At 65.9% G+C, this 21,368-nt stretch carries 22 protein-coding genes and 1 tRNA gene; 10 read left to right on the plus strand and 13 right to left on the minus strand.

Features of this window, described 5'->3' with window-relative positions:
• Position 1: 1 nt before the first annotated feature.
• Genes thrC through argS form a run of 4 tightly spaced genes read right to left on the minus strand, consistent with a single transcriptional unit; the run spans position 2 to position 5,476 of the window.
• Positions 2-1,084, minus strand: coding sequence for a threonine synthase (gene thrC / locus AU193_RS16170; RefSeq protein WP_064423391.1), 1,083 nt, complete (start codon positions 1,082-1,084; stop codon positions 2-4).
• Entirely contained in the window at positions 1,081-2,406 is a 1,326-nt protein-coding gene (locus AU193_RS16175) for a homoserine dehydrogenase (protein ID WP_064423392.1), read from the minus strand. Before AU193_RS16175 ends, thrC begins: the two co-directional genes overlap by 4 nt.
• A gap of 2 nt (positions 2,407-2,408) precedes the next feature.
• A complete protein-coding gene (gene lysA, locus AU193_RS16180; protein WP_064423393.1) occupies positions 2,409-3,827 on the minus strand; it encodes a diaminopimelate decarboxylase in 1,419 nt (472 codons plus the stop codon).
• Positions 3,824-5,476 carry an arginine--tRNA ligase gene (gene argS / locus AU193_RS16185; protein WP_064423394.1) on the minus strand — a complete coding sequence of 551 codons (1,653 nt, stop codon included), beginning with the start codon at positions 5,474-5,476 and terminating at the stop codon, positions 3,824-3,826. The genes lysA and argS overlap by 4 nt, the downstream gene beginning before the upstream one ends.
• Before the next feature lie 99 nt (positions 5,477-5,575).
• On the opposite strand from argS, the gene AU193_RS16190 reads away from it, so the two are divergent.
• From AU193_RS16190 to AU193_RS16215, 6 genes are all read left to right on the plus strand, one after another.
• Positions 5,576-5,648: transfer RNA gene (locus tag AU193_RS16190), tRNA-Arg, on the plus strand.
• A 631-nt stretch (positions 5,649-6,279) separates the two neighbouring features.
• A complete protein-coding gene (locus AU193_RS16195; RefSeq protein WP_216637287.1) occupies positions 6,280-7,737 on the plus strand; it encodes a glycosyltransferase family 39 protein in 1,458 nt (485 codons plus the stop codon).
• Between the two features lie 300 nt (positions 7,738-8,037).
• Positions 8,038-8,316, plus strand: coding sequence for a DUF2510 domain-containing protein (locus AU193_RS16200; protein ID WP_064423396.1), 279 nt, complete (start codon positions 8,038-8,040; stop codon positions 8,314-8,316).
• Between the two features lie 325 nt (positions 8,317-8,641).
• Positions 8,642-8,920: a hypothetical protein gene (locus tag AU193_RS16205; protein ID WP_064423397.1), complete on the plus strand. Its 279-nt coding sequence runs from the start codon at positions 8,642-8,644 to the stop codon at positions 8,918-8,920.
• On the plus strand, positions 8,917-10,506 hold the full coding sequence (locus AU193_RS16210; RefSeq protein WP_371259219.1) for an alpha/beta hydrolase: 1,590 nt from the start codon (positions 8,917-8,919) through the stop codon (positions 10,504-10,506). The genes AU193_RS16205 and AU193_RS16210 overlap by 4 nt, the downstream gene beginning before the upstream one ends.
• Entirely contained in the window at positions 10,500-11,147 is a 648-nt protein-coding gene (locus AU193_RS16215; protein ID WP_064423398.1) for an LppA family lipoprotein, read from the plus strand. Before AU193_RS16210 ends, AU193_RS16215 begins: the two co-directional genes overlap by 7 nt.
• A 27-nt stretch (positions 11,148-11,174) precedes the next feature.
• Here AU193_RS16215 and AU193_RS16220 read toward each other — a convergent pair whose 3' ends face one another.
• Positions 11,175-11,651, minus strand: a complete 477-nt coding sequence (locus AU193_RS16220; RefSeq protein ID WP_064423586.1) for an ArsI/CadI family heavy metal resistance metalloenzyme — start codon at positions 11,649-11,651, stop codon at positions 11,175-11,177.
• A gap of 97 nt (positions 11,652-11,748) precedes the next feature.
• Between AU193_RS16220 and AU193_RS16225 the strand changes: the two genes are divergently transcribed.
• Positions 11,749-12,108, plus strand: a complete 360-nt coding sequence (locus tag AU193_RS16225) for an Rv2640c family ArsR-like transcriptional regulator (protein WP_064423399.1) — start codon at positions 11,749-11,751, stop codon at positions 12,106-12,108.
• A gap of 54 nt (positions 12,109-12,162) precedes the next feature.
• On the opposite strand, the gene AU193_RS16230 is transcribed toward AU193_RS16225, so the two are convergent.
• Positions 12,163-13,053 (minus strand): SDR family NAD(P)-dependent oxidoreductase, encoded by an 891-nt coding sequence (locus tag AU193_RS16230; RefSeq protein WP_064423400.1) that lies wholly within the window; start codon positions 13,051-13,053, stop codon positions 12,163-12,165.
• A 74-nt stretch (positions 13,054-13,127) separates the two neighbouring features.
• Here AU193_RS16230 and AU193_RS16235 point away from each other — a divergent pair, with 74 nt between their 5' ends.
• Positions 13,128-13,571, plus strand: a complete 444-nt coding sequence (locus AU193_RS16235; RefSeq protein ID WP_064423587.1) for a nuclear transport factor 2 family protein — start codon at positions 13,128-13,130, stop codon at positions 13,569-13,571.
• A gap of 24 nt (positions 13,572-13,595) precedes the next feature.
• Here AU193_RS16235 and AU193_RS16240 read toward each other — a convergent pair whose 3' ends face one another.
• The gene (locus AU193_RS16240; RefSeq protein WP_064423401.1) at positions 13,596-14,480 is read right to left on the minus strand and encodes an LLM class flavin-dependent oxidoreductase; all 885 of its coding nucleotides are present in this window, start codon (positions 14,478-14,480) and stop codon (positions 13,596-13,598) included.
• A 47-nt stretch (positions 14,481-14,527) separates the two neighbouring features.
• Here AU193_RS16240 and AU193_RS16245 point away from each other — a divergent pair, with 47 nt between their 5' ends.
• Complete coding sequence (locus AU193_RS16245; protein WP_064423402.1) at positions 14,528-14,947, plus strand: VOC family protein; 420 nt, start codon at positions 14,528-14,530, stop codon at positions 14,945-14,947.
• Between the two features lie 4 nt (positions 14,948-14,951).
• Here AU193_RS16245 and AU193_RS16250 read toward each other — a convergent pair whose 3' ends face one another.
• Complete coding sequence (locus AU193_RS16250) at positions 14,952-15,965, minus strand: nitronate monooxygenase (protein ID WP_064423403.1); 1,014 nt, start codon at positions 15,963-15,965, stop codon at positions 14,952-14,954.
• A gap of 54 nt (positions 15,966-16,019) precedes the next feature.
• On the opposite strand from AU193_RS16250, the gene AU193_RS16255 reads away from it, so the two are divergent.
• Positions 16,020-16,409: a VOC family protein gene (locus tag AU193_RS16255; protein WP_064423404.1), complete on the plus strand. Its 390-nt coding sequence runs from the start codon at positions 16,020-16,022 to the stop codon at positions 16,407-16,409.
• 9 nt (positions 16,410-16,418) lie between these two features.
• On the opposite strand, the gene AU193_RS16260 is transcribed toward AU193_RS16255, so the two are convergent.
• From AU193_RS16260 to AU193_RS16280, 5 genes are all read right to left on the minus strand, one after another.
• A complete protein-coding gene (locus AU193_RS16260) occupies positions 16,419-16,895 on the minus strand; it encodes an RrF2 family transcriptional regulator (RefSeq protein ID WP_064423405.1) in 477 nt (158 codons plus the stop codon).
• Between the two features lie 8 nt (positions 16,896-16,903).
• On the minus strand, positions 16,904-17,635 hold the full coding sequence (locus tag AU193_RS16265; RefSeq protein WP_064423406.1) for a 3'(2'),5'-bisphosphate nucleotidase CysQ: 732 nt from the start codon (positions 17,633-17,635) through the stop codon (positions 16,904-16,906).
• Positions 17,632-19,518: a sulfate adenylyltransferase subunit CysN gene (gene cysN / locus AU193_RS16270; RefSeq protein WP_064423407.1), complete on the minus strand. Its 1,887-nt coding sequence runs from the start codon at positions 19,516-19,518 to the stop codon at positions 17,632-17,634. The genes AU193_RS16265 and cysN overlap by 4 nt, the downstream gene beginning before the upstream one ends.
• 55 nt (positions 19,519-19,573) lie before the next feature.
• The gene (cysD, locus tag AU193_RS16275; RefSeq protein WP_064423408.1) at positions 19,574-20,500 is read right to left on the minus strand and encodes a sulfate adenylyltransferase subunit CysD; all 927 of its coding nucleotides are present in this window, start codon (positions 20,498-20,500) and stop codon (positions 19,574-19,576) included.
• 367 nt (positions 20,501-20,867) lie between these two features.
• Complete coding sequence (locus tag AU193_RS16280) at positions 20,868-21,359, minus strand: carbonic anhydrase (protein WP_064423409.1); 492 nt, start codon at positions 21,357-21,359, stop codon at positions 20,868-20,870.
• Between the last annotated feature and the right edge of the window lie 9 nt (positions 21,360-21,368).

The raw sequence follows: 21,368 nt of genomic DNA on the forward strand, positions 1-21,368 counted from the left end.
GCTATCCCAGCTCCAGCTGCTCGACCACGGCCACCGGATCGACGGGCACCGCGATGACCGGCGGCATGCCCTTTAACGCGGTGTCCGGGTCCTTGAGCCCGTTGCCGGTGACCGTGCACACGACCGTCGAACCCTTGGCCACCCAACCGTCTTCGATCGATTTGAGCAGACCGGCGATGCTGGCCGCCGATGCGGGCTCGACGAACACGCCTTCGGTGCTGGCCACCAGGTGGTACGCCGAGAGGATCTCCTCGTCGGTGGCGGCCAGGAATCGACCGTCGGACTGCTGCGCTGCCGCCACGGCGGTGGTCCACGATGCGGGCGAGCCGATCCGGATGGCCGTCGCGATGGTCTCCGGATTCTTGACCGGCTCACCGTGCACCAGCGGCGCCGCACCGGCCGCCTGAGTACCGAGCATCCGGGGAAGCCGGTCCGCGACGTCGTCGCGGTGGTACTCGGTGTAGCCCTTCCAATAGGCGGTGATGTTGCCGGCGTTGCCCACCGGCAGCGAATGCACGTCCGGAGCGCCACCCAACGCGTCGACGATCTCGAAGGCCGCGGTCTTCTGCCCCTCGATTCGGTAGGGGTTGACGGAGTTGACCAGCGATATGGTCGGAAAGTCGGCGGTCAGCTTGCGCGCCAGCTCCAGACAGTCATCGAAGTTGCCGTCGACCTGGATGATCTTTGCACCGTGCATGACGGCCTGGGCAAGCTTGCCCATCGCGATCTTGCCCTGCGGCACCAGCACCGCGCAGGTGATACCCGCCCTGGCCGCATAGGCCGCGGCTGATGCCGACGTGTTACCCGTCGATGCGCACAGCACCGCCTGCTGGCCGCGCGCGACCGCCTCGGTCACCGCCATGGTCATGCCGCGATCCTTGAACGACCCGGTCGGGTTGAGCCCTTCCACCTTGAGATGCACTGTGCACCCAGTCAGTTCGGACAGCCGCTGCGCGGGTAGCAGCGGAGTCCCGCCCTCACGCAGGGTGATCGGTGTCCAGCCGTCCTCGACCGGCAGACGGTCGCGGTACGCCGCGATCAGCCCGGGCCAGGGCTGATGAACAGCCTGCGCCGAGGTGCTCATTCGGTGGTTCCTTCCATGCGGAGCACGCTGTTGATGCTCTGCACGACATCGAGGTCGGCCAGCGCGGCCACGGTCTCCGACAGTGCCGCGTCCGTGGCCTGATGGGTCACCACCACGATGCGCGCACCGCAGCGCTGACCGTCCTCGTCGACCATGCCCTCTTGTCGCACCTCGGCGATGCTGACGTCGCGCTTGCCGAATTCGGCTGCCACAGCGGACAGTACGCCGGCTCGGTCGGCGACGTTCATGTTCACGTAGTAACGAGTCGGGATCAAGCCGATCGGCGCGATGGGCAGCTTGGCGTACTTCGATTCCCGCGGTCCGCGGCCGCCCTGCACGCGGTTGCGAGCCGCCATCACGAGATCACCCATCACCGCAGAGGCCGTGGGTGCACCGCCGGCCCCCTGCCCGTAGAACATCAGGCGGCCCGCGGCTTCGGCCTCGACCACCACCGCGTTGAACGCTCCGTTCACGGCGGCGAGCGGGTGATCCAACGGTACCAGCGCGGGGTACACCCGCGCCGAAACCCATTGCTGTCCTTTACTGTCCGTCAGCCGCTCGCAGATGGCCAGGAGTTTGATCGTGCAGCCGAGCGCCTCGGCGGATTCGAAGTCGGCAGTGCTGACCTTGGTGATGCCCTCGCGGTACACGTCATCGGAGCTGACCCGGGTGTGGAAGGCGATCGAGGCCAGGATCGCCGCCTTCGCCGCGGCGTCGTATCCCTCGACATCGGCGGTCGGGTCGGCCTCGGCGTATCCGAGGGCGCTCGCGTCGGCCAGCGCGCCGGTGTAATCGGCGCCGGTGCTGTCCATCTCCGAGAGGATGTAGTTGGTGGTGCCGTTGACGATGCCCGCCACACGCACGACCGAGTCCCCCGCCAGCGACTGGGTCAGCGGCCGGATGACGGGGATCGCACCGGCGACGGAAGCCTCGAAATACAGGTCTACCCGGGCGTTTTCGGCCGCCTGAGCCAACTCCCCGGTCGAGACGGCCATCAGCGCCTTGTTGGCCGTGACCACGGACTTGCCCTGCTCCAGCGCGGTCAGGATCGCTTTGCGCGCGGGTTCCACGGGCCCCATCAACTCGACGACGATATCGACGTCGTCGCGGGACACGAGCTCCTCGACGTTGTCGGTGAGCATGTCGACGGGGATTCCGCGGTCATCGGCCACTCGACGGACGCCGACGCCGCGCAGCACCAACGGCGCGCCGATGCGTGCGGCCAGGTCGTCGGCGCTCTCCTCGATGATGCGCACAACCTGGCTACCGACATTTCCAAAGCCAAGGACCGCTACGCCGATGGGCTTTTCGGAGTCAGTCATCGTTACCTCACTTCCAGACTCAGCAGATCGTCGACCGTCTCGCGGCGCAGTATCAGGCGGGCTCGCCCGTCGCGCACGGCCACCACGGCGGGACGACCGATCAGGTTGTACCGACTCGACATGGAATAGCAGTAGGCGCCGGTCGCCGCGACCCCCAAGAGGTCACCGGGCCGGAGGTCATCGGGCACCCAGGTGTCGCGGACAACGATATCGCCGCTCTCGCAATGCTTTCCGACGATTCTGCCGATTGCGGGTGCGGCCTCGGTGTGCCGCGATATCAACCGTACGTCGTATTCCGCACCGTAGAGAGACGTCCGGATGTTATCGCTCATACCGCCGTCCACGCTGACATAACGGCGATGTGCGGTCGGGCTCACGGCGACGTCCTTGACGGTGCCCACCTCGTAGAGCGTGATGGTCCCGGGACCGGCGATGGCCCGACCCGGCTCGACCACCAACCGCGGAGTCGGTAGCCCGACGGCAGCCGACTCGTCGCGCACGATCGCGGTCAGCTTGGCCGCCAGGTCGGCGATCGGAGGCGGATCGTCCTGGGGCAGATACGAGATGCCGAGGCCCCCACCCAGGTCGACGATCGACATCTGCGAGGTCTTGTCGACACCGAACTCGGCGACCACGTCGCGCAGGAGACCGATCACCCGGTGCGCGGCGATCTCGAAGCCGGCGACGTCGAAGATCTGAGAACCGATGTGGCTGTGCAGACCCTTGAGGCGTAGGTGATCGGTCTCGAACACCCGCCGGACGGCGTCCATGGCGGCGCCCGAAGCCAGTGAGAGCCCGAACTTCTGGTCCTCGTGCGCGGTCGAGATGAACTCGTGGGTGTGCGCTTCGACGCCAACCGTGACGCGGACCAACACGTCCTGGACCACTCCGGCTGCGCCGGCGATCTGGTCGAGACGGTCGATCTCGATCATCGAGTCGACCACCACGTGCTCGATACCGGCTTCGACGGCGGCGGTGAGCTCGACAACCGATTTGTTGTTGCCGTGCAACGCGATCCGCGCGGCAGGAAAACCACCGGCCATCGCGACGGCCATCTCACCTCCGCTGGCCACGTCGAGCGAAAGGCCCTCTTCGGCGATCCAGCGGGCGACCTCGGTGCACATGAACGCCTTGGCCGCGTAGCGGACGTTGTCACCCCCGCCGAACGCGGCGGCGATCTCGCGACAGCGCGACCGAAAGTCGTCCTCGTCCACCACGAATGTCGGCGTTCCGAACTCTGCGGCGATGTCGGTCACCGGCACACCGCCGATCGACACCACACCGTCGTCGTCGCGAATGGTGCTGCGGGGCCAGACGTTCGACGCCAACAGGACGAGCTCGGTCGGGGACTGCGGGCGTGGCGGAGCGCCACCGTGATGGATCTCTTCGGCATGCCGGGGACCGGCGGGATGCGCAATCACATGCGCTCCGGAGCGGTGACGCCGAGAATCCCGAGGCCGTTCGCGATCACCTGACGAGTGGCCTGGCATAGCGCCAGGCGCGCACCGTGCACCTCGTTGGGGGTCTCGTCGCCTTGCGGCAGCACGCGGCAGGAGTCGTAGAACCGGTGGTAGTCCCCGGCCAGATCCTCGAGGTATCGCGACACACGGTGCGGTTCGCGCAGTGCCGCAGCCGTTTTGAGCACTCGCGGAAACTCGCCGATGTTGCGAATCAGCGTGCCTTCCTTGTCGTGGTCGAGCAGTTGCAGGTTCTCGGCGCTGGGCACGACACCCAGTTCGGCGGCGTTACGGGCCAGGGCGGACAGCCGCGCATGCGCGTACTGCACGTAATAGACCGGGTTTTCGTTGGATGCCGACGACCACAGCTCCAGGTCGATGTCGATCGGGCTGTCGACCGAGGAACGGATCAGCGAATAGCGGGCGGCATCGACGCCGATCGCCTCGACAAGGTCGTCGAGCGTGATCACCGTGCCCGCCCGCTTACTCATCCTCACCGGTTGACCCTCGCGCACCAGATTGACCATCTGACCGATGAGCACCTCGACCGTGGCAGGATCCTCACCCAGCGCGGCCGCCACCGCCTTGAGCCGGGCGATGTAGCCGTGGTGATCGGCGCCGAGCATGTAGATGCACAGGTCGAATCCGCGCTGGCGCTTGTCGAGGTAGTAGGCGATGTCCGCGGCGATGTAGGCCGGCGCACCGTCGCTCTTGATCACGACGCGGTCCTTGTCGTCGCCGTAATCGGTGGTGCGCAACCAGGTTGCGCCGTCCTTCTCATAGATGCTGCCCGCTTCGCGCAGTCGTGCGACGGCCTGCTCGACGCGCCCGGATGTGTGCATCGAGTCTTCGTGGGTGTAGACGTCGAAGTCGGTGCCGAAGTCGTGCAAGGACTGCTTGATGTGGGCGAACATCAGGTCCACACCGATGGCGCGGAAGGTCTCGCGCATCTCGCTTTCGGGCAGGCCAAGCGCATCGGGTTCCTTGACCAGCACTTGAGCGGCGATGTCCTTGATGTAGTCGCCCGCGTAGCCGTCGTCGGGGGTCGGTTCACCCTTGGCGGCGGCAATCAGAGAGTTGGTGAACCGGTCGATCTGGGCGCCGTGGTCGTTGAAGTAGTACTCGCGGGTGACGGCGGCGCCTTGGGTGGACAAAAGCCGGCCGAGAGCGTCGCCGACGGCCGCCCAGCGGGTGCCACCGATGTGGATCGGCCCGGTGGGGTTGGCCGAGACGAACTCGAGGTTGATGTTCTGCCCCGCGAGCGCCTCCGTATGCCCGTAGGCGGCGCCGGCCGCCAAGACGTCGGTGACGATCACGTTCTGCGCCGACGCCTCGAGGCGCAGGTTCACAAAGCCAGGGCCCGCAACGTCTGCGGCAGCGATCCCGTCGTTGTCGGCCAAGGCCGAAGCCAGCCAGCCGGCCAGTTCCCGCGGATTGGCGCCGACCTTCTTGCCCAGCTGAAGGGCCAGGTTGGTGGCATAGTCGCCGTGCTCGGGATTACGCGGACGTTCGACGGTGACGGTCTCCGGCAGCACCGACGCATCAAGCCCATGCTGGACGAGCACCGCGGCGGCGGTGGTCTTGAGCAGGTCGGCCAGGTCGGCGGGGGTCACGAGGGTCCATCCTATGGTCTTGGGTGGTCAGCCCCGAATCCGTTTCCGATCACCCGAATGCGTTAGGCTGTCCAAGCCCATCGGCGCCGTTTCTCACGCGCCCCCGTAGCTCAGGGGATAGAGCGTCTGCCTCCGGAGCAGAAGGCCGCAGGTTCGAATCCTGCCGGGGGCACAATCTGACCAGGTCTTTCGCCCTCTGCACAACGCTCAGACCCTTCTAAACTGATTGACCGCGACATAGCCGGAATCCCGGCGTGCGGAGTCGAACGCTAAACGTTCCTGGGCGTAGCGTGCAGAAGCTCGTCGCAGCACCGCCGCCGGCCCCTCGTCCCGAGGTAGCGTGCGACGCGATGACCGGGCCTCGGATCGTTCTTGACGACGTAGCCCGGCCTGGACCCGAGTGCGCTCGATGCTGATTGAGCGGCCGTCCAAGTCGACGTCAGACCCGGCGGCATTGTGGGCGACCTCCCTGTGCATCACACCTAGGCCAGCATCGAGCCCCCCGCATCGACTGCATTGTCCAGCGATCGCGGCCGGAACCAGCGCATAGACCAACGAGTTGATCGTCGCGGCGCGGGCATGGTGCAGGGCGACGGTGAATTTGCTCCCTACGGGCGACGGGCAGATTTGCGGTGCCAGGACATGAACATCGAAATTCGGCTCTGGCCGATGCCAGCCCTGACCGGCGCGCGCTAACTTGAGGGACTGTGGCGACCGCGGCGGGGCGAACTGGCGAACGGGCATCCTCACAGCAGCCCTGGACGGCCGTGGCACCTCAGGCTGATGCGCCGTTGATCGGCTGCTTGGCCGCAGTGATTTGCGTCATCGGCGCGGGGAACCCGTCGTTCTGGTACGACGAGGCCGCCACTATGTCGGCGACCGGCCGCTCACTGGCGGAGCTGGCGAAGCTGATCGCCACCAGCGACGCGGCACACCCGCTCTACTACCTGCTGATGCACGGATGGTTCGAGATCGCGCCACGAACCGAGTTTTGGGCACGAGTACCCAGTTCGATCGCGATCGGCTTCGCCGCGGCGGGACTCGTGGTGTTGGCCCGGTTGCTTTCGAATCGGGCTCTCGGAATCAGCGCCGGGTTGGTGTTCGCGATCCTGCCGCGAGTCACCTGGGCCGGCATCGAGGCGAGGCCCTATGCACTGACCTGTGTTGCGTCCATCTGGCTGACGGTTCTACTGGTCGTCGCCGCCCGCCGCGGAAGGAGCTGGTTGTGGGCTGCTTACGCGGGGCTATTTGCCGTATCGGTGTTGCTTCACATCCACCTGGCGATGATCGCGTTGGTGCATCTGGCTGTCGTTGTGGTTCTCCGGTTGCCCCGGTCGACGATGATCCGATGGGTCGCGGCCACGGGAACCGCTGTAGCCGTGCTGATTCCGTACTTGGCATTCTTGAGTGGACAGACGTCGCAGCTGGCGTGGATCGAGCCGTTGAGCCTTGAGACATTGGCTCACGTCTTCGGAACGCAGTACTTCGACCGCTCGATTCCGTTCGCCGCCATCGCAGCGCTAGTGGTGGTGTTGTCGTTCGCGATTCCTCGCTACCGACGGCAATGGCGCACCGTTCCCGGCTCGCTGGAGGTCGTGGCGATATCGGCGCTGTGGATTGTGCTGCCTACCGGATTTATCCTCGTCGCCTCCGCGATACTGCAACCGCTCTACGCCGATCGGTATCTGACTTTCACCGCTCCCGCTGCCGCTCTGGGGATTGGGATGTGCGTGGTGGTGCTGGGACGCAATGCCAGGGGTATCGCCATCATCTGCGCGTTGTTGGCCGTCGCTGCTGTGCCCAATTACATCTGGCAGCGCAGCGATTATGCCAAGGCGAAGATGGATTACAGCCAGGTCGCCGATTTGATCAGCGCGCATGCGTCTCCGGGTGACTGCTTGCTTCTGGACGACACCGTCGATTGGCGGCCAGGCCCGATTCGGCCACTGGCGCATGCTAGACCAGCGGCCTACGCGGGTCTCGTCGACGTGGGTCTGGGCCGGCCCGCGGAGGAAGCAGGGCAGCTATGGGACTCCAACCTTGCTCCGTTCCAGGTGGTCGACCGCATCGCGAAATGCGATGTGATTTGGACGATCTCGCAGAAAGACCCGACGCTGCCGTCGCATGAGGCAGGTATCGCGCTCCCACCGGGACCGCGTTTCACCACCGCGAATGCCTTTTGGGTGCCGCGAGACCTCGGTTTTCGCCTCGTTGAGCGGTGGCAGTTCAACATCAGCCAGGTGATCAAAGCTATCCGATAGACGCTTACCCTCGTCGCCGCTACCACGCTCCGGGAGACGCTGCAGGCATCGACACACTCACCAGATGCGGCGCTGTGCAACGCGTGGACGGATGCTCGCGTGGCCGGCGTGCTACGGGCCCTGTTCGGTGTCACGACGTCGCAGGGGTCTCCTCCTGGTTGAAATCCCCGGTCGATTTGATGTTCAAGTTCCCCGGATGAGTTCTCCGGTCGCGACGTTGACTCGATCGAACGCCGCTTCGTTTGTCGCCGCACCTTCGGGGGTAGTCGATGAACGCTGTTTTACTCGAGAGGAGGCGCTATGACCGACTTGAGCACTCTCTTCGGATCGCTCCAGTCGATCATCTGGCTGCTGGTGGTCATCCTCATCATCGCCGTGATCATCTGGGCTGTGCGTATCGCATCCGCGCCGCGACCACGGTCGCACGAGCCACCGCCGGTGGTGCAGCAACCGATCGTGCAGCAGCCGACGCCGAGCAGCGGTCTGGCGCCAGGCTGGTACCCGGACCAGAACGACCCGAACTCGATGCGCTATTACGACGGCCGGACGTGGACGTCACAGACCGAACCCCGCCGCTGACTAGAACGGCAGCGTCGTACCGTTCCTTCTCCGCGAACCCCACAATCTCCTGGCGTCGTCGTAATCGCATGCGACCGCGCCCCGACCGCTCAGTGTCGGCCACCCTTCAAGCCGTACCGGCTGTCGATGCGGACGTTGGCAAACACCAGCGCCGCCGCCTTGACCACCCTCGAGGCGAATCGTCGGCACGGGAGAGTAACGGCCGCCCGCTGGACTGATCGTGAGGCGCTCGCATTTCCGCGATCGTTACCATGACCGGGTCGGTCGATGAGTTGCTCGCCGCGGAGACGGTTGCCACGGCTGTTGGGCTGAAGGGGTGTATGGGGTGGCCGAGAACCTCGATGTCGATCCCACAGGTCTGCGCACGGCCGCCGCGGGCAGTGACGGACTCGCCGCCGCGTTGGGTGCTACCCCATCAGCAGCGAGCGCAGGAGGCGGTCAGGCGACGCACGCGGCAGTGTCGGCCATGGACGCGGCAATTGCCACGGCGCGCCTTGGCCAGTCGGCGCGGATATCCCAGCAGGCCGCCGACATGCAGTCGGCCGGCAGCACCTACCAGAGCACCGACGAACGCGCTGCCGGCGAACTCGCGGAATCGATGTGACCCCAGCCAGCGCGGTGGGCAGCTCGACGGTGCCGCTGCGCTCTCAGATCGCGAATTGGGATGTCGCGCATCTGGAGAGTGCTGCAACGAGGTGGCGCTCGCTGGCCGCCCAATCCGAGCGGCTGTTCGCAGAACACGCGCAGAACGTGCGTATGCCGGGCGGCACCACGTGGAAAGGCAGCGCTGCCGAGGCAGCATCCGACCGTGTTACCGCCGACATGGTGGTGGTGCGGCGCCATAGCGACCTCATGCGACAGGCTGCCGCCGCTGCGGCCCGCGGCTCAGGTGATCTTCGAGCCGCCCAAGTCAAAGCACTGGATGCCATCGCCGACGCCGAAGCCGATGGATTCCGGGTCGGCGAGGACTTGTCCGTGACCGACACACAGCAGCGAGAGCCAGCCGAAGCAGCCGCCCGCCAGCGCGTCGCAACCGAGCACGCGGAGTACATCCGCTGGCACGCCGAGCAACTGGCGCAGACGGACAGCCACATCGCAACCCAGGTGACGGCCACGGTCGCTGAGTTGGGGGGCACCACATTCGAGCAGTCCGGCGATGATTCGACACAGATGCTCACTGACGACGAGGAGCGCCAGGGGCCGGAGTATGCCACCGACATATCCTCGGGTGACGTCGAGGTGATTGATCGGGCCAATCGTGAACTGCTTCAGGAGATGTTGGAGGACGTCCAGCAGTTGCCCGACGGTCAGGTCAAGCAGGACCGGCTGGCCGACATCGCCGCCATCGAAGAAGCTCTGCGGGTGCCCGACTCCCATCTGATCTATGTGGAAAAGCCCGACGACTGGTCCGAGATGGTCCCAGCGGCGACGGCGGTCAGCGACCCGTTCGAGGCCGACCACGTCTCCGTGACCGTTCCCGGCGTATCGAGCACCACTCGCGGCGCGATAGCCGGCATGACTCGCGAAAGTTACCAACTACAGCAAGAAGCGATCGATGTCGCCAGAAGAGTCGGGGCAAGCCAGAATGTCGCGGCTGTGGCATGGGTGGGGTATCAGCCGCCGCCGAACTTGGGGTCGACCGACGTGCTCAGCGATGACCTGGCCCAGGCAGGGGCGCCCAAACTCACGTCCTTCCTGCACGACCTCGACGCCGCCAAGCGCAACCCTGACCAGACCCTTGCCTTGTTCGGACATTCCTATGGCTCGTTGACGTCGGGCATCGCCCTTCAGGACGGAGCCAGCCAAGTGGTGGACAATTCAGTGATGTACGGGTCGCCGGGATTCAAGGCCGACACCCCTGCCGACCTCGGAATGAACGACAACAACTTCTTTGTGATGTCGGCGTCAGACGACCCGATCAACTACATTGCCGACCTTGCGCCGCTACACGGCTGGGGATCGAGCCCGAACGACGTCATCGACGACGACGGAGATCTTCGGTTCCGGTTCCAACACCTGGAAGCAGATGCCGGCCTCACACCTATCGACGGCTACGAATCCAAGATCGGGGCGTCTGGGCACTCGGAGTATGGCCGCGATGCAGGAGATCGAATGACCGGATACAACCTGGCGGCAATCCTGCTCGACCGCCCAGATCTCACGGTGAAGGAAACCCCGCTCTCATGGTGACCCGACAGTGCGGCGAACGAGCGCCGCGCCGCCTGGCGGCACTGACTTTTCTGTTGTGTACCTCGACGTTGATAGGTGGCTGCACCTTGACCGAGAATCCGCACGAGTCCAAGACCGTCAAGGGTGATGAGGCGGTGCAACTGATCGACAGCATGCGCGACAAGGGCTCCTACGAGGACACCCGCGAACGCCTCAATGAGACCGCCCGCGTGATCGGCGAACGGATCGCCGCAGCCGTCCCCGGCCAGACCTGGAGATTCGATGACGACCCGCACGGGCTGAAGGCCGCCAGGAACGGAGCATTGTGCGAAAAGCTCAATGCAGACGTCGCGCGGCGTCCCCGAGCGGACCCAGTTGTGTTCGGCAGGACGTTCTCCGCGGAGGAGTTCGCGACAGCGGCCGACATCGTGCACGAAGAAGCCGCGCAGTACGGCGCCACGGACGATTCTTCGCTGTTCAACGAGCAAGACAAGCGCGACTTCGACCTGCAGGGCAACGGTTACGAATTCAACCTTGGACAAATCAATTTCGCCACACTCACGATCACCGGCGACTGCTTCCTTCTGCAGAAGGTGCTCGAGCTGCCACCCGGGCAGCTCCCACCAGAACCACCCATCCTGCCGACGACACCCACTCCGTGACCGCCGGTGTGGACCACCCGGCCACGGTCAGCAGCAAACGGTCGTCGTGGTTGTCGGTTCGCCGTCGCGTGCGGTACCAGCGCAGCACCGATCCCCTTCGACGTCGGCGTCCTGGCGCAATGAGCCGCTGCCGAATGTCTCGGAGTCAGCCAGCACGGCGTAGACCTCCCATTTTTCGCCGGCAGGCCCCCTGACCCAGACCTTGTCCTGTTTGGCAAAGCAACACGTCGTGCCGATCTCCTCGTCGGTGAACAGGCCCTCCCCCGCGAGCCGCGCGAGTTCGGCGTGCACCGTCTCGCTGGATTCCACCTCGACGCCGAGGTGGTTGATAGTTCCGCCCTTCCCGTGATTCTCCAGTAGGACGAGCTTGAGCGGCGGGTCGACGATGGCGAAGTTGGCGTACCCCTCTTTGAGCTTCGCGGGCTCTGCGTTGAACAGCTTCGAATAGAACGTGACGGCTTCGTCGAGGTCGTCGACGTTGAGTGCCAGTTGAACCCGGGACATGGTGACCTCCATACCTGTGTGACATATATCGAACTCGAGGTAGGGCCGATACTGCCACCTTTTTGATATATGTCAACCCATCTGGCACGATGGATTCATGCCCAAAGCGTTGCCGATGGTCGACATCTCCGCCCCTGTTTGCTGCGAGCCGGTCGCAGCCGGGCGGCTCGACGACGCCGCGGCCCTCGGCATCGCCCTGCGCCTCAAAGCGCTGGCCGACCCCATGCGAGTCACGCTGGTGTCGCTGCTGTTCAGTGCAGCGGAGGGCGAACTGTGCAGCCGAGATCTCGCAGCGGACGTCGGCCTTTCCGAGTCCACCGTCAGTCATCACCTGTCGCAGCTTCGCAAAGCGGGCCTGGTGGAATCCGAGCGACGCGGCATGAACGTCTATCACCAACCCAACCGCGACGCCCTGGCGGCTCTGTGCCGCGTACTCGATCCGAGTTGCTGCCTGTAGCCGATCGTAGAGCCGCTGTGCCACAACGCTTTTGGGGCGCTCGGCCAACCCACCTCAGATCGGCAGGCTGGTACCGGTTTCCTTCTCCGCGAACTCCCACAGCCGTCTGGCGTCGTCGTAATCGCACGCCACCGCGCCGCGCCCGCTCAACGTCGGCGCACCCTTCAAGCCGTACCTGCTGTCGATGCCGACATAACTGCCGGGTGGAATCGGCTCGGTGATGCAGTACAGCGTCGGCGCCGCGCCCGCTTCGAGGTCGTTGGCCAGCACTCGGGCCGCCGCCTTGACCACTGCGTGAAACACGGCCATCACCGGCTTTTCGGAGACGTTCGACAGGTTCGAGGCCACCCAGCCGGGGTGCGTCAGGAAGCTGGTGATCGGCGAGCCGGCCTCGCGCAGCCGGCGGTCCAGTTCGAGGCCCCATAGCATCACGGCCAGCTTTGAGCGGGCGTATGCCGGGAAGGCCGACCAATTGCCGGTGCGCAGATGAGGGTCATCGAAGTCGATGCTCGCCGACTTGTGCGCGTCGGAGCCCACGTTGATGATCTTCGACCGCACTCGCCCGAAGAGCAAATTGCTCAACGCGAACGGCCCTAAGAAGTTGGTGCCGAGCGTGATCTCGAAGCCGTCCACGGTTTCACGTCGGCTCTGCGCGACGAGGCCCGCGTTGTTGATGAGGATGTCGACGTCGCCCTCGAGCAGATCCGGGAAGGCGCGCACCGACGACTGATCGGCCAAGTCGAGCTTGACCACTGACGTGTCGCCGCCCATCTCCGCGGCCCGTTGTGCGCCCAACTCGAGGTTGCGCACCGCCAGGATGACATGTGCGCCCGCAGCGGTCAGGGCCCGCGCCGTCGCCAAGCCGACTCCGTTGGTCGCGCCCGTGACGATGACCCGCTTTCCGCTCAGATTGCCGAGCCGGCTCGGCGACCAATTCGTAGCCACCGTGTGAGGCTAGGTGATGCGGTGGAGCGCATGATCGTTGACACGACACAGTGGTGCTGGTTGTCTACTGGCCGATGAGCGACTCCGCCCGCGAGATCGAGAATCTCGTCTACGCCTACGCTGAGCGAATCGACGCCGGCGATTTCGACGGTGTCGGCGCACTCTTCGCCCATGGCCGGATCCGCGCCGTCGAGAACGGGCCGCCGGAAACGGTTTTCGAGGGCGCGACCCGAGTGCGACAGATGTTCGAGACGGCGGTGCGCCTGTACGACGACGGCACCCCCAAGACCAAGCACCTCACCACCAATGTGACGATCCACGTCGACGAGGACGCCGGGACCGGTCACGCTAGCGCCTACTACTGCGTCACGCAGGCCACCCCCGAACTGCCACTGCAGGTCATCGTGGCCGGCCGATACCGCGACACCTTTCACCGCGTCGACGGCTCATGGTGGTTCGACACTCGCACCATGTTCGTCGACCAGGTGGGCGACACCAGCCACCACCTCACGTTCTAGCGGCGGCCACGACCTTCAGCCGCCCTACGGCGCGAACTCGCCCACCACGTCAGCGACCCGACGCACCTGGTCGACGTCGGAACTCGTTGGGATCAAATGAATCTCGTCGGTACCGATGTCCTCGAACCGGCGCAAGACGTCGAGCAGTTCTTGTTCACTGCCCGCCCAGCCGGTCGTGGGTGCCATCGCGTCGACCACGTCGGCAGGAATCCAGTTCATGTACCGCCGCAGATGACGGTGCACCTGCTCGCGCGGTCGGTCGTCCTCGCCGATCGCGAACCAGAACGACGTGGCCAGGTGCGGTGCGGGTTTACCGGCCTGAGCCCACGAGGCGCGGGCGACATCGAACAACTCGTTCTGCCCGTCGACGTCCAGATCCAGGGTCGTGCCTGCCAGCCCGTCGGCCCACAGTGCAGCACTGCGCACCGTCCTCGGGCCGATCGTGCCGACCAACAACCTCGGGCCGCCGGACTGCACCGGCGCCGGGCCGACCGGGAGGACGGATTCGGTGACTTTCTCGCCCGCCCAGACCCTGCGCATCACGGCGACGCGGTCGGCCATCGCCCGCATCGTTTGGCCGGCCGGGTCCGCGCCGACCGCGCGGTAGTCCTCTTCCCTACCGCCGACACCGAGACCGACCGTCAACCGTCCGCCGCAGAGCATGTCGCCGGTGGCCAGCGCCTTGGCCAGCATCACGGGGTCGTGCAGTTGCGGGACCACCACGGTGGTCACCAGGCGAACCCGCTCGGTCCACGCGGCGAGCGCCCCGAGCAGCGTCAGCGAGTGCGGGTTGTCGAACGCGACGCGCTCTCCCCAGCACAGCGACGAGAAGGGCCCGTCGTCGATCACCCGCGCCCACGTCTCGAGCGTCTCCGCGTCGAGATCGGCTTCCATGACCGGCATCGTCATCCCGATTCGCACGTCGGCGATTCTGGCACGGCTGGCAGCATGGGGACATGCCGATCACCACCACGTCCATCGCGCACATCCGCCTGACCGTGACCGACATCGAGCGATCGCGTGAATTCTACGAAGCCGTCTTTGGCTGGCGTGTTCTCTACGAGATGCCCGAAGGCGCCGATGCCGTGACCCGTGAAGCGCTGGGTTTCCTGTTCGGCGGGGTCATCTACGACCTCGGCGGCATGCTCGTGGGCTTACGACCGGCAGCGGCAGACACCGACTCCTTCGACGAGAACCGCACAGGCCTCGACCACGTCGCGTTCCGGTTGACCAGCAAGGACGAACTCGACTCCGCGGAAAGCCATCTCGATGATCTCGGCATCTCGCACGAACCGATCAAGGACATCGGGCCGATGTACATCCTCGAGTTCCGCGACCCGGACAACATCGCGCTGGAGTTGACCGCCCCGAAGTGACCAGTCAGGCGAGTGTGCCCATGATGTCGGCCACCGAACCGGTTCTGGCCGCACGGAATCCGGTACCCGCCCATACGTTCACCCCGTGCGGATCGCCCGCTCGCACGGCCGCCGCCCGCAGCGGGCTGGTCAGGTAGTGCACCTCGGGGTATCCCAACGGTGCCTCGCCTTCGTGGTCGTCAACGAACCGGTTGCGCAGGCCGCGTGCGTAACGGCCCGAGAACGCCTTCGTCACAACGGTTTCAGTGAACCCGTCGTCCTGCAACGCGGCACGGTGCACGGCGCTGCTGCCCGCCTCGTCGGCGAGCAAGAACGCGGTGCCGAGTTGTGCGGCCACCGCGCCCGCGTGCCGCACCCGCACGATGTCCTCGCTCGTCATCAGGCCACCGGCGGCGACGACGGGCACGTCGACGGTGGCCATCAATGACGCCAGCAGTTCGTCCAGCGGAACCTCGGACGGGCGCGCGGTCGGGTCGAAGGTGCCGCGGTGCCCGCCGGCCGCCGGACCCTGCGCCGTGACAGCGTCCACGCCGCGCGCGACGGCTTGCTGCGCCTCGGCCAGCGTGGTCACAGTGCCCACCGTCGTGATACCGGCCCCGCGTAACCGCTGTATCTCCTCGTTGGTGGGCAATCCGAACGTGAACGACGCCACCGCGGGCTTGAGGTCGAGCAGCACATCGAGCTTGGCCGCCCAGGCGTCGTCGTCGAACCGGGGGTCACCGAGCGCGGTGCCGTAAAGTTCGGCGTCTTTCGCCAGCGACTCGGCGTACCGTGCAAGTGGGCCGGGGCTGGCCGCACTCGGTTGCGGCACAAACAGATTGGCGCCGACGGGCCCGGAGGTGAGCTGCTGGGCGGCGGCGAGGCGCTCGGCGAATGCCTCGGCAGTGAGATAGCCCGCCGCGACGAACCCGAGACCGCCCGCATTGGTTCCCGCAGCGGCGAGTTCGGGTGTCGAGGGCCCGCCCGCCATCGGCGCCACGACGACAGGATGAGCGAGGTCGCGGAAGTCGAACGTCACCGCTACATCGTGCAACGTTGTCGGGGTTGGGCCGCGGTGGTTGACTGAATGGGTATGGCCATCGAGTTCAACCACACGATCGTCGCGGCACGGGATCGCGAGGAATCGGCCCGCTTTTTCACCGAGTTGTTCGGCTTGCCGCCTGCCAAGGAATTCGGCCCGTTCCTGGCGGTGGGCCTGGCGCACGATGCCAGTCTCGATTACGCGCAGGTCGGCCCCGGCGAGAAGATCCACCCCCAGCATCTCGCATTCCTGGTCTCCGAAGACGAGTTCACCGAGATCTACGGGCGCATCCAGGATCGTGGTCTTCAGCACTGGGCCGATCCCCACGGTTCGCGCCCGGGTGAGATCAACCACAACGACGGTGGCCGCGGCGTCTACTTCCCGGACCCGGCGGGTCACCGCCTCGAGATCATCACCCGGCCGTACGGGTCCGGAGGCTGACCCGTCACGTCAATTCAGCGAGTGCCCGCGCTGGGTCTCCTGATCGCGATAGTCGTCGGCGAGCTTGCGGACGTGCTTGGGCAGCGCATCGGCGGCCACGTCGGCCACGCTCGTCTGCTCGAGCACCGAACGCATGCTCGCCCGCAGCGCCCGCCAGACATCCCTCAGCGGTGTCGTCGGCCCGGTGTACGGCAGGTCTCCGAGCCCGATGTCGCGAACGCTGGCCAGTGGGCCGTCGATGCAGCGCAGCACGTCAGCCAGGCTGATGTCCGTGGCCGGACGAGCCAACTCGTATCCGCCTTCACGGCCGCGGTGGCTGCGCACGAGGCGGTCGGTGCGCAGGGCGGAGAGGATGTCGACGAGGAACTGCGGCGGAATCCCCTGTGCCTTGGCGAGGTCGTCGGTCGTCACGAGCACGCCGTCGTCGACCGTGGCGAGCTGCACCATCGCGCGGACGGCATACTCCGCTTTGGCCGACATGCGCATGAGCCCAGTCAATCACGCGTCACGGCGAGCACCGCGTCGGCGAGCTCGGGGCGGCACACGACGAGGTCGGGAAGCAGCGGGTCAGGGCGGTTGTAGATCAGCGGCGCGCCGTCGATGCGGGAGGTGTGCAAACCTGCGGCTCGTGCGACGGCAACCGGTGCAGCCGAGTCCCACTCGTACTGGCCGCCGGCATGCACGTACACATCCGACAGGCCCTGGACGACCGACGCCACCTTCGCCCCCGCCGAGCCCATTTCGACCAGCGTGCCCTGCAGCGCGTCGCGCACGGCGAGTGCGATCGTCGGCGGGCGCGTGCGCGACACCACGATGCGCGGTTGGTCGGGAGCAGCGGGTGGGGCCTCGACGGTGGGCGTGGCGAATGTGATGCCCTGCGCGGGAAGGGCGACCGCGCCGGCCGACAGCGTCCCGGCCTCCCAGAGCGCGACGTGCACGGCCCAGTCGTCGCGGCCCAGCTCGGAGAACTCGCGGGTGCCGTCGAGGGGGTCAACGATCCAGACGCGTTCGGCTCTCAGGCGGACCGGGTCGTCGGCGCCCTCCTCGGAGAGCACGGCGTCGTTCGGCCGCTCGGCTCGCAGCGCCTCCATCAGGAAGTCGTGGGAGCGCTTGTCTCCGGCTGCTTTCCGTTCAGCGGCGGTGGCGTCGGCGAGTTCGGAACGGACATTGAGCAGAAGTTCTCCAGCCGCGGTGGCAAGGCGTGCGGCGAGCTCGTGATCGCTCACTGCCGACCTTCCAGCATCTCGATCACCATCTGAGCCAACTCCTCCGGGTCGCGGTCGGGGGTCAGCCTCAGGTCCGGATTCTTCGGCCGCTGGTAGGGGCTGTCAATGCCGGTGAAGTGGGTGATCTCGCCGGAACGGGCCTTGGCGTACAGGCCCTTCGGATCGCGTCGTTCGCAGTCCTCCAGCGGGGTGTCGCAGAACACCTCGAAGAAGTCGAGCCCGGCGTCGGTGGTCACTTTTCGCGCCAGGGCGCGGTGCTCCTCGAGGGGGCTGATCGCGGGCACCAGCACAACCTGTCCGGAATCGGCGAGGATAGCTGCGACGTGAGCCAGCCTACGCTGGTTCTCGGCACGGTCAGACATCGAGAAGCCGAGGTCGGCGTTGAGCCCGTGACGGAGGTTGTCACCGTCGAGAACATAAGCGGGAACACCTCTTTCGATCAGCTTCTGCTCGACCAGCATCGCCACCGACGATTTGCCCGAGCCTGACAGCCCGGTAAACCACACGGTCCTGCCCTTGCTCAGCCGGTCCTCGGCCTTGCACAGCGACTCGTGCCTGACGGTGTTGGGGCTCGAGGTGCGGGCCGTCACCTGCGGCAGGATCATGCCCGCCGCGACGGTGCCGTTGGTGTTGGGATCGATCAGGATGAACGACCCCGTGGTTGCGTTGCGGCTGTACTCGTCGAGCAGCAGCGGCTGTTGTGTGCGCAGCGAAACCCGGCCCAGCTCATTGAGTTTGAGGGCGGTGACTTCCTTGTCCCGGTGCAAGGTGTTGACGTCGAGGCGGTAGTCCAGCGCCGTGACCCGGACTCGCGTGGTGCGGGTGGTGTGCTTGATCACGTAGTCGCGGCCGGGTTCGAGGGCGGAGCCGTCGGCCATCCAGCAGACGGTGGCGTCGAACTCCTGGGTCACCCGCGGCTGATTGTTGGGCCGCGCGATGAGGTCGCCGCGCGAGATGTCGATATCGTCGGTGAGGCTGATCGCCACGGCCATCGGGGGAAACGCTTCGTCGACCGGACCGCTCGGACCCTCGATCGCCGCGATCCGCGACGTCATCCCGGCGGGCAGCACGACGACGTCGTCGCCGACCCGCATCACCCCGCTCGCGACGGTGCCCGCGTAGCTGCGGTGATCGTGGTGTTCGAGGCTCTGCGGGCGGATCACGTACTGGACCGGGAACCGGACGTCGACGAGGTTGCGGTCGCCGGCGATATAGACCTCTTCGAGGTGGCTCAGCAGCGGCGGACCCTCGTACCAGGGGGTGTTGTCGGATTTGGTGACGACATTGTCGCCGTTGAGTGCGGACAGCGGAATCGTCGTCACGTCGTGGATGTCCAGGCGCGCGGCGAAATCGTGGAAGTCGTCGCGGATCTTCTCGAACTGCTCTCTGTCCCAATCGATCAGGTCCATTTTGTTCACCGCGAGCACGATGTGCCGGATGCCGAGCAGCGATGCGAGGAACGCGTGGCGGCGGGACTGCTCGAGCAATCCGTGGCGGGCGTCGACCAGGACGATCGCCAATTGCGCGGTGGATGTACCCGTGACCATGTTACGGGTGTACTGAATGTGGCCGGGGGTGTCGGCGATGATGAATTTGCGCTTGGGCGTTGCGAAGTAGCGGTAGGCGACGTCGATCGTGATGCCCTGTTCGCGCTCGGCGCGCAGACCATCGGTCACCAGCGCCAGATCTGTGTAGTCGTGGCCGCGTTCTTTGGAAGTGCGCTCCACCGAGGCCAATTGGTCTTCCATGACGGCCTTGGAGTCGAAGAGCAGCCGCCCGATCAGGGTCGACTTGCCGTCGTCGACGGACCCCGCGGTGGCGATGCGGAGCAGCGTCGCGGCGGGCCGCGTGGCGGCTCCGGGCCGCTCGGTGGTGCGAGTCATCAGTGTTGTCCGTTCTTCGCGCGAGCGTCCCCTGCCCTTCGGGCGTGGGCCCACATCAGAAGTAACCCTCTCGCTTGCGGTCTTCCATACCGGCCTCGGAGATGCGGTCGTCGGCGCGCGTGGCGCCGCGCTCGGTGAGCCGCGACACCGCCGTCTCGGCGATCACCTCGGAAACCGTTGCGGCGTACGACTCCACGCAGCCGGTGCAGGTGACATCGCCGACGGTGCGGAACCGCACCGTCTTCTCGACGATCTCCTCGTCTTTGCGCGGCTGCAGGTACTTGTGGACGGCCAGCAGCATCCCGTCGCGCTCGAACACCTTGCGGCGATGGGCGTAGTAGATCGACGGCAGCTTGATCTTCTCGGCGCCGACGTAGGACCAGATGTCGAATTCGGTCCAGTTCGACAGCGGGAACACGCGGATGTGCTCGCCCTTGTGGTGGCGGCCGTTGTAGAGGTTCCACAACTCGGGCCGCTGGGCCTTCGGGTCCCATTGGCCGAACTCGTCGCGGAACGAGAACACCCGCTCCTTGGCGCGGGCCTTCTCCTCGTCGCGGCGTGCGCCGCCGAACGCGGCGTCGAACTTGTTCTCGCGAATGGCGCGCAGCAGGGTCACCGTCTGCAGAGGATTGCGCGACGGGATCGTCTCGACCACGCGCCCGGCGTCGATGTCGTCCTGCACCTTCGCGACGACCAGCCGGACACCGAACTCCTCGACGAGCTCGTCGCGGGTCTGCAACACCTCGTCGAAATTGTGTCCGGTGTCGACGTGCATTACCGGGAAAGGCAGCCGGCCCGGCCGGAACGCCTTGAGCGCCAGATGCAGCATGACGATGGAGTCTTTGCCGCCGGAGAACAACAGCACGGGCCGCTCGAACTCCGCGGCCACCTCACGGATGATGTGGATGGCCTCGGCTTCCAAGGACCGTAGGTGGCTGAGCTCGTAACGCCCGGCGTTGAGCTGCTCGGTCGTGGCCGTCATCGTTACCTCGTTAAGTTGGTAGGAATGGCCATATTTATGGTCATTACCGGATATTAGACACCGCTGCGGTCCGAGGTGTCAACGCACCCCTATCTGCGACGGTGCCCCCTATCTGCGCGACGGTGCGGGTCTGTCGACGACACGCCGCGAGATGTCGCCACTTAACGCACCGTCACCGCGCCGCGAGCGTGCGCAGGGCGCTGCTGTCAATGCTGCGAAGGCGATCGCAACCTACAAAGTGGGATACCCCGCGGGGCCGTGAGCGTGCGCAAAGTGCTGTTTTTCCGCGGCATGTCGTGTGCAGACACGCACCCTCGCGCAAGAGGAGGGAGGTCGCGCAGCGGCAGGTAAGGTCGCCCGCCGAGAGTCAGAGCGTGACTTCGGTCAGCCGGCCGGTGGCGACGTCGAAGATGAAACCGCGCAACGACTCGTGCTTGGTGACGAAGGGGCTCGCCTCGATCCGTCGCAGTGATTGCCGCACGTCGACTTCGAGGTCGATGAACGACTCGGCGGCCCACTCGGGCTTGATGCCGATCTCGTCCTGGATCTGCTGCTTGAAACCGTCGTCGGTGAAGGTCAGCATGCCGCAGTCGGTGTGGTGGATCAGGATGATCTCCTTGGTTCCGAGTAGCCGCTGGCTGATGGCCAGCGAGCGGATCTCGTCGTCGGTGATGACGCCGCCGGCATTGCGGATGACGTGGGCCTCGCCGTCGCCCAGACCGAGAATCCGGTAGACGTCGAGGCGGGCGTCCATGCACGCGACCACCGCGACGTGCTTACTCGGCGGCAGCGGCAGCGGACCGGAGAACGTCTTCGCGTACTCCTCGTTGTTCTTCAGATATTCGTCGGTCACAGACATTCGTCGACC

The organism is Mycobacterium sp. GA-1285 (assembly GCF_001499905.1).
Lineage (GTDB): Bacteria > Actinomycetota > Actinomycetes > Mycobacteriales > Mycobacteriaceae > Mycobacterium.

Excerpts from the sequence above, each read along its gene's own strand:
- AU193_RS16255 (WP_064423404.1), top strand. The coding sequence starts at position 16,020 with ATGGCCATCGAGTTCAACCACACGATCGTCGCGGCACGGGATCGCGAG.
- AU193_RS16260 (WP_064423405.1), bottom strand. The coding sequence starts at position 16,895 with ATGCGCATGTCGGCCAAAGCGGAGTATGCCGTCCGCGCGATGGTGCAG.
- cysN (WP_064423407.1), bottom strand. The coding sequence starts at position 19,518 with ATGACTCGCACCACCGAGCGGCCCGGAGCCGCCACGCGGCCCGCCGCG.
- AU193_RS16235 (WP_064423587.1), top strand. The coding sequence starts at position 13,128 with ATGAGCGACTCCGCCCGCGAGATCGAGAATCTCGTCTACGCCTACGCT.
- cysD (WP_064423408.1), bottom strand. The coding sequence starts at position 20,500 with ATGACGGCCACGACCGAGCAGCTCAACGCCGGGCGTTACGAGCTCAGC.
- AU193_RS16280 (WP_064423409.1), bottom strand. The coding sequence starts at position 21,359 with ATGTCTGTGACCGACGAATATCTGAAGAACAACGAGGAGTACGCGAAG.
- AU193_RS16175 (WP_064423392.1), bottom strand. The coding sequence starts at position 2,406 with ATGACTGACTCCGAAAAGCCCATCGGCGTAGCGGTCCTTGGCTTTGGA.
- AU193_RS16220 (WP_064423586.1), bottom strand. The coding sequence starts at position 11,651 with ATGTCCCGGGTTCAACTGGCACTCAACGTCGACGACCTCGACGAAGCC.
- AU193_RS16245 (WP_064423402.1), top strand. The coding sequence starts at position 14,528 with ATGCCGATCACCACCACGTCCATCGCGCACATCCGCCTGACCGTGACC.
- AU193_RS16225 (WP_064423399.1), top strand. The coding sequence starts at position 11,749 with ATGCCCAAAGCGTTGCCGATGGTCGACATCTCCGCCCCTGTTTGCTGC.
- AU193_RS16240 (WP_064423401.1), bottom strand. The coding sequence starts at position 14,480 with ATGACGATGCCGGTCATGGAAGCCGATCTCGACGCGGAGACGCTCGAG.
- AU193_RS16215 (WP_064423398.1), top strand. The coding sequence starts at position 10,500 with ATGGTGACCCGACAGTGCGGCGAACGAGCGCCGCGCCGCCTGGCGGCA.
- AU193_RS16200 (WP_064423396.1), top strand. The coding sequence starts at position 8,038 with ATGACCGACTTGAGCACTCTCTTCGGATCGCTCCAGTCGATCATCTGG.
- thrC (WP_064423391.1), bottom strand. The coding sequence starts at position 1,084 with ATGAGCACCTCGGCGCAGGCTGTTCATCAGCCCTGGCCCGGGCTGATC.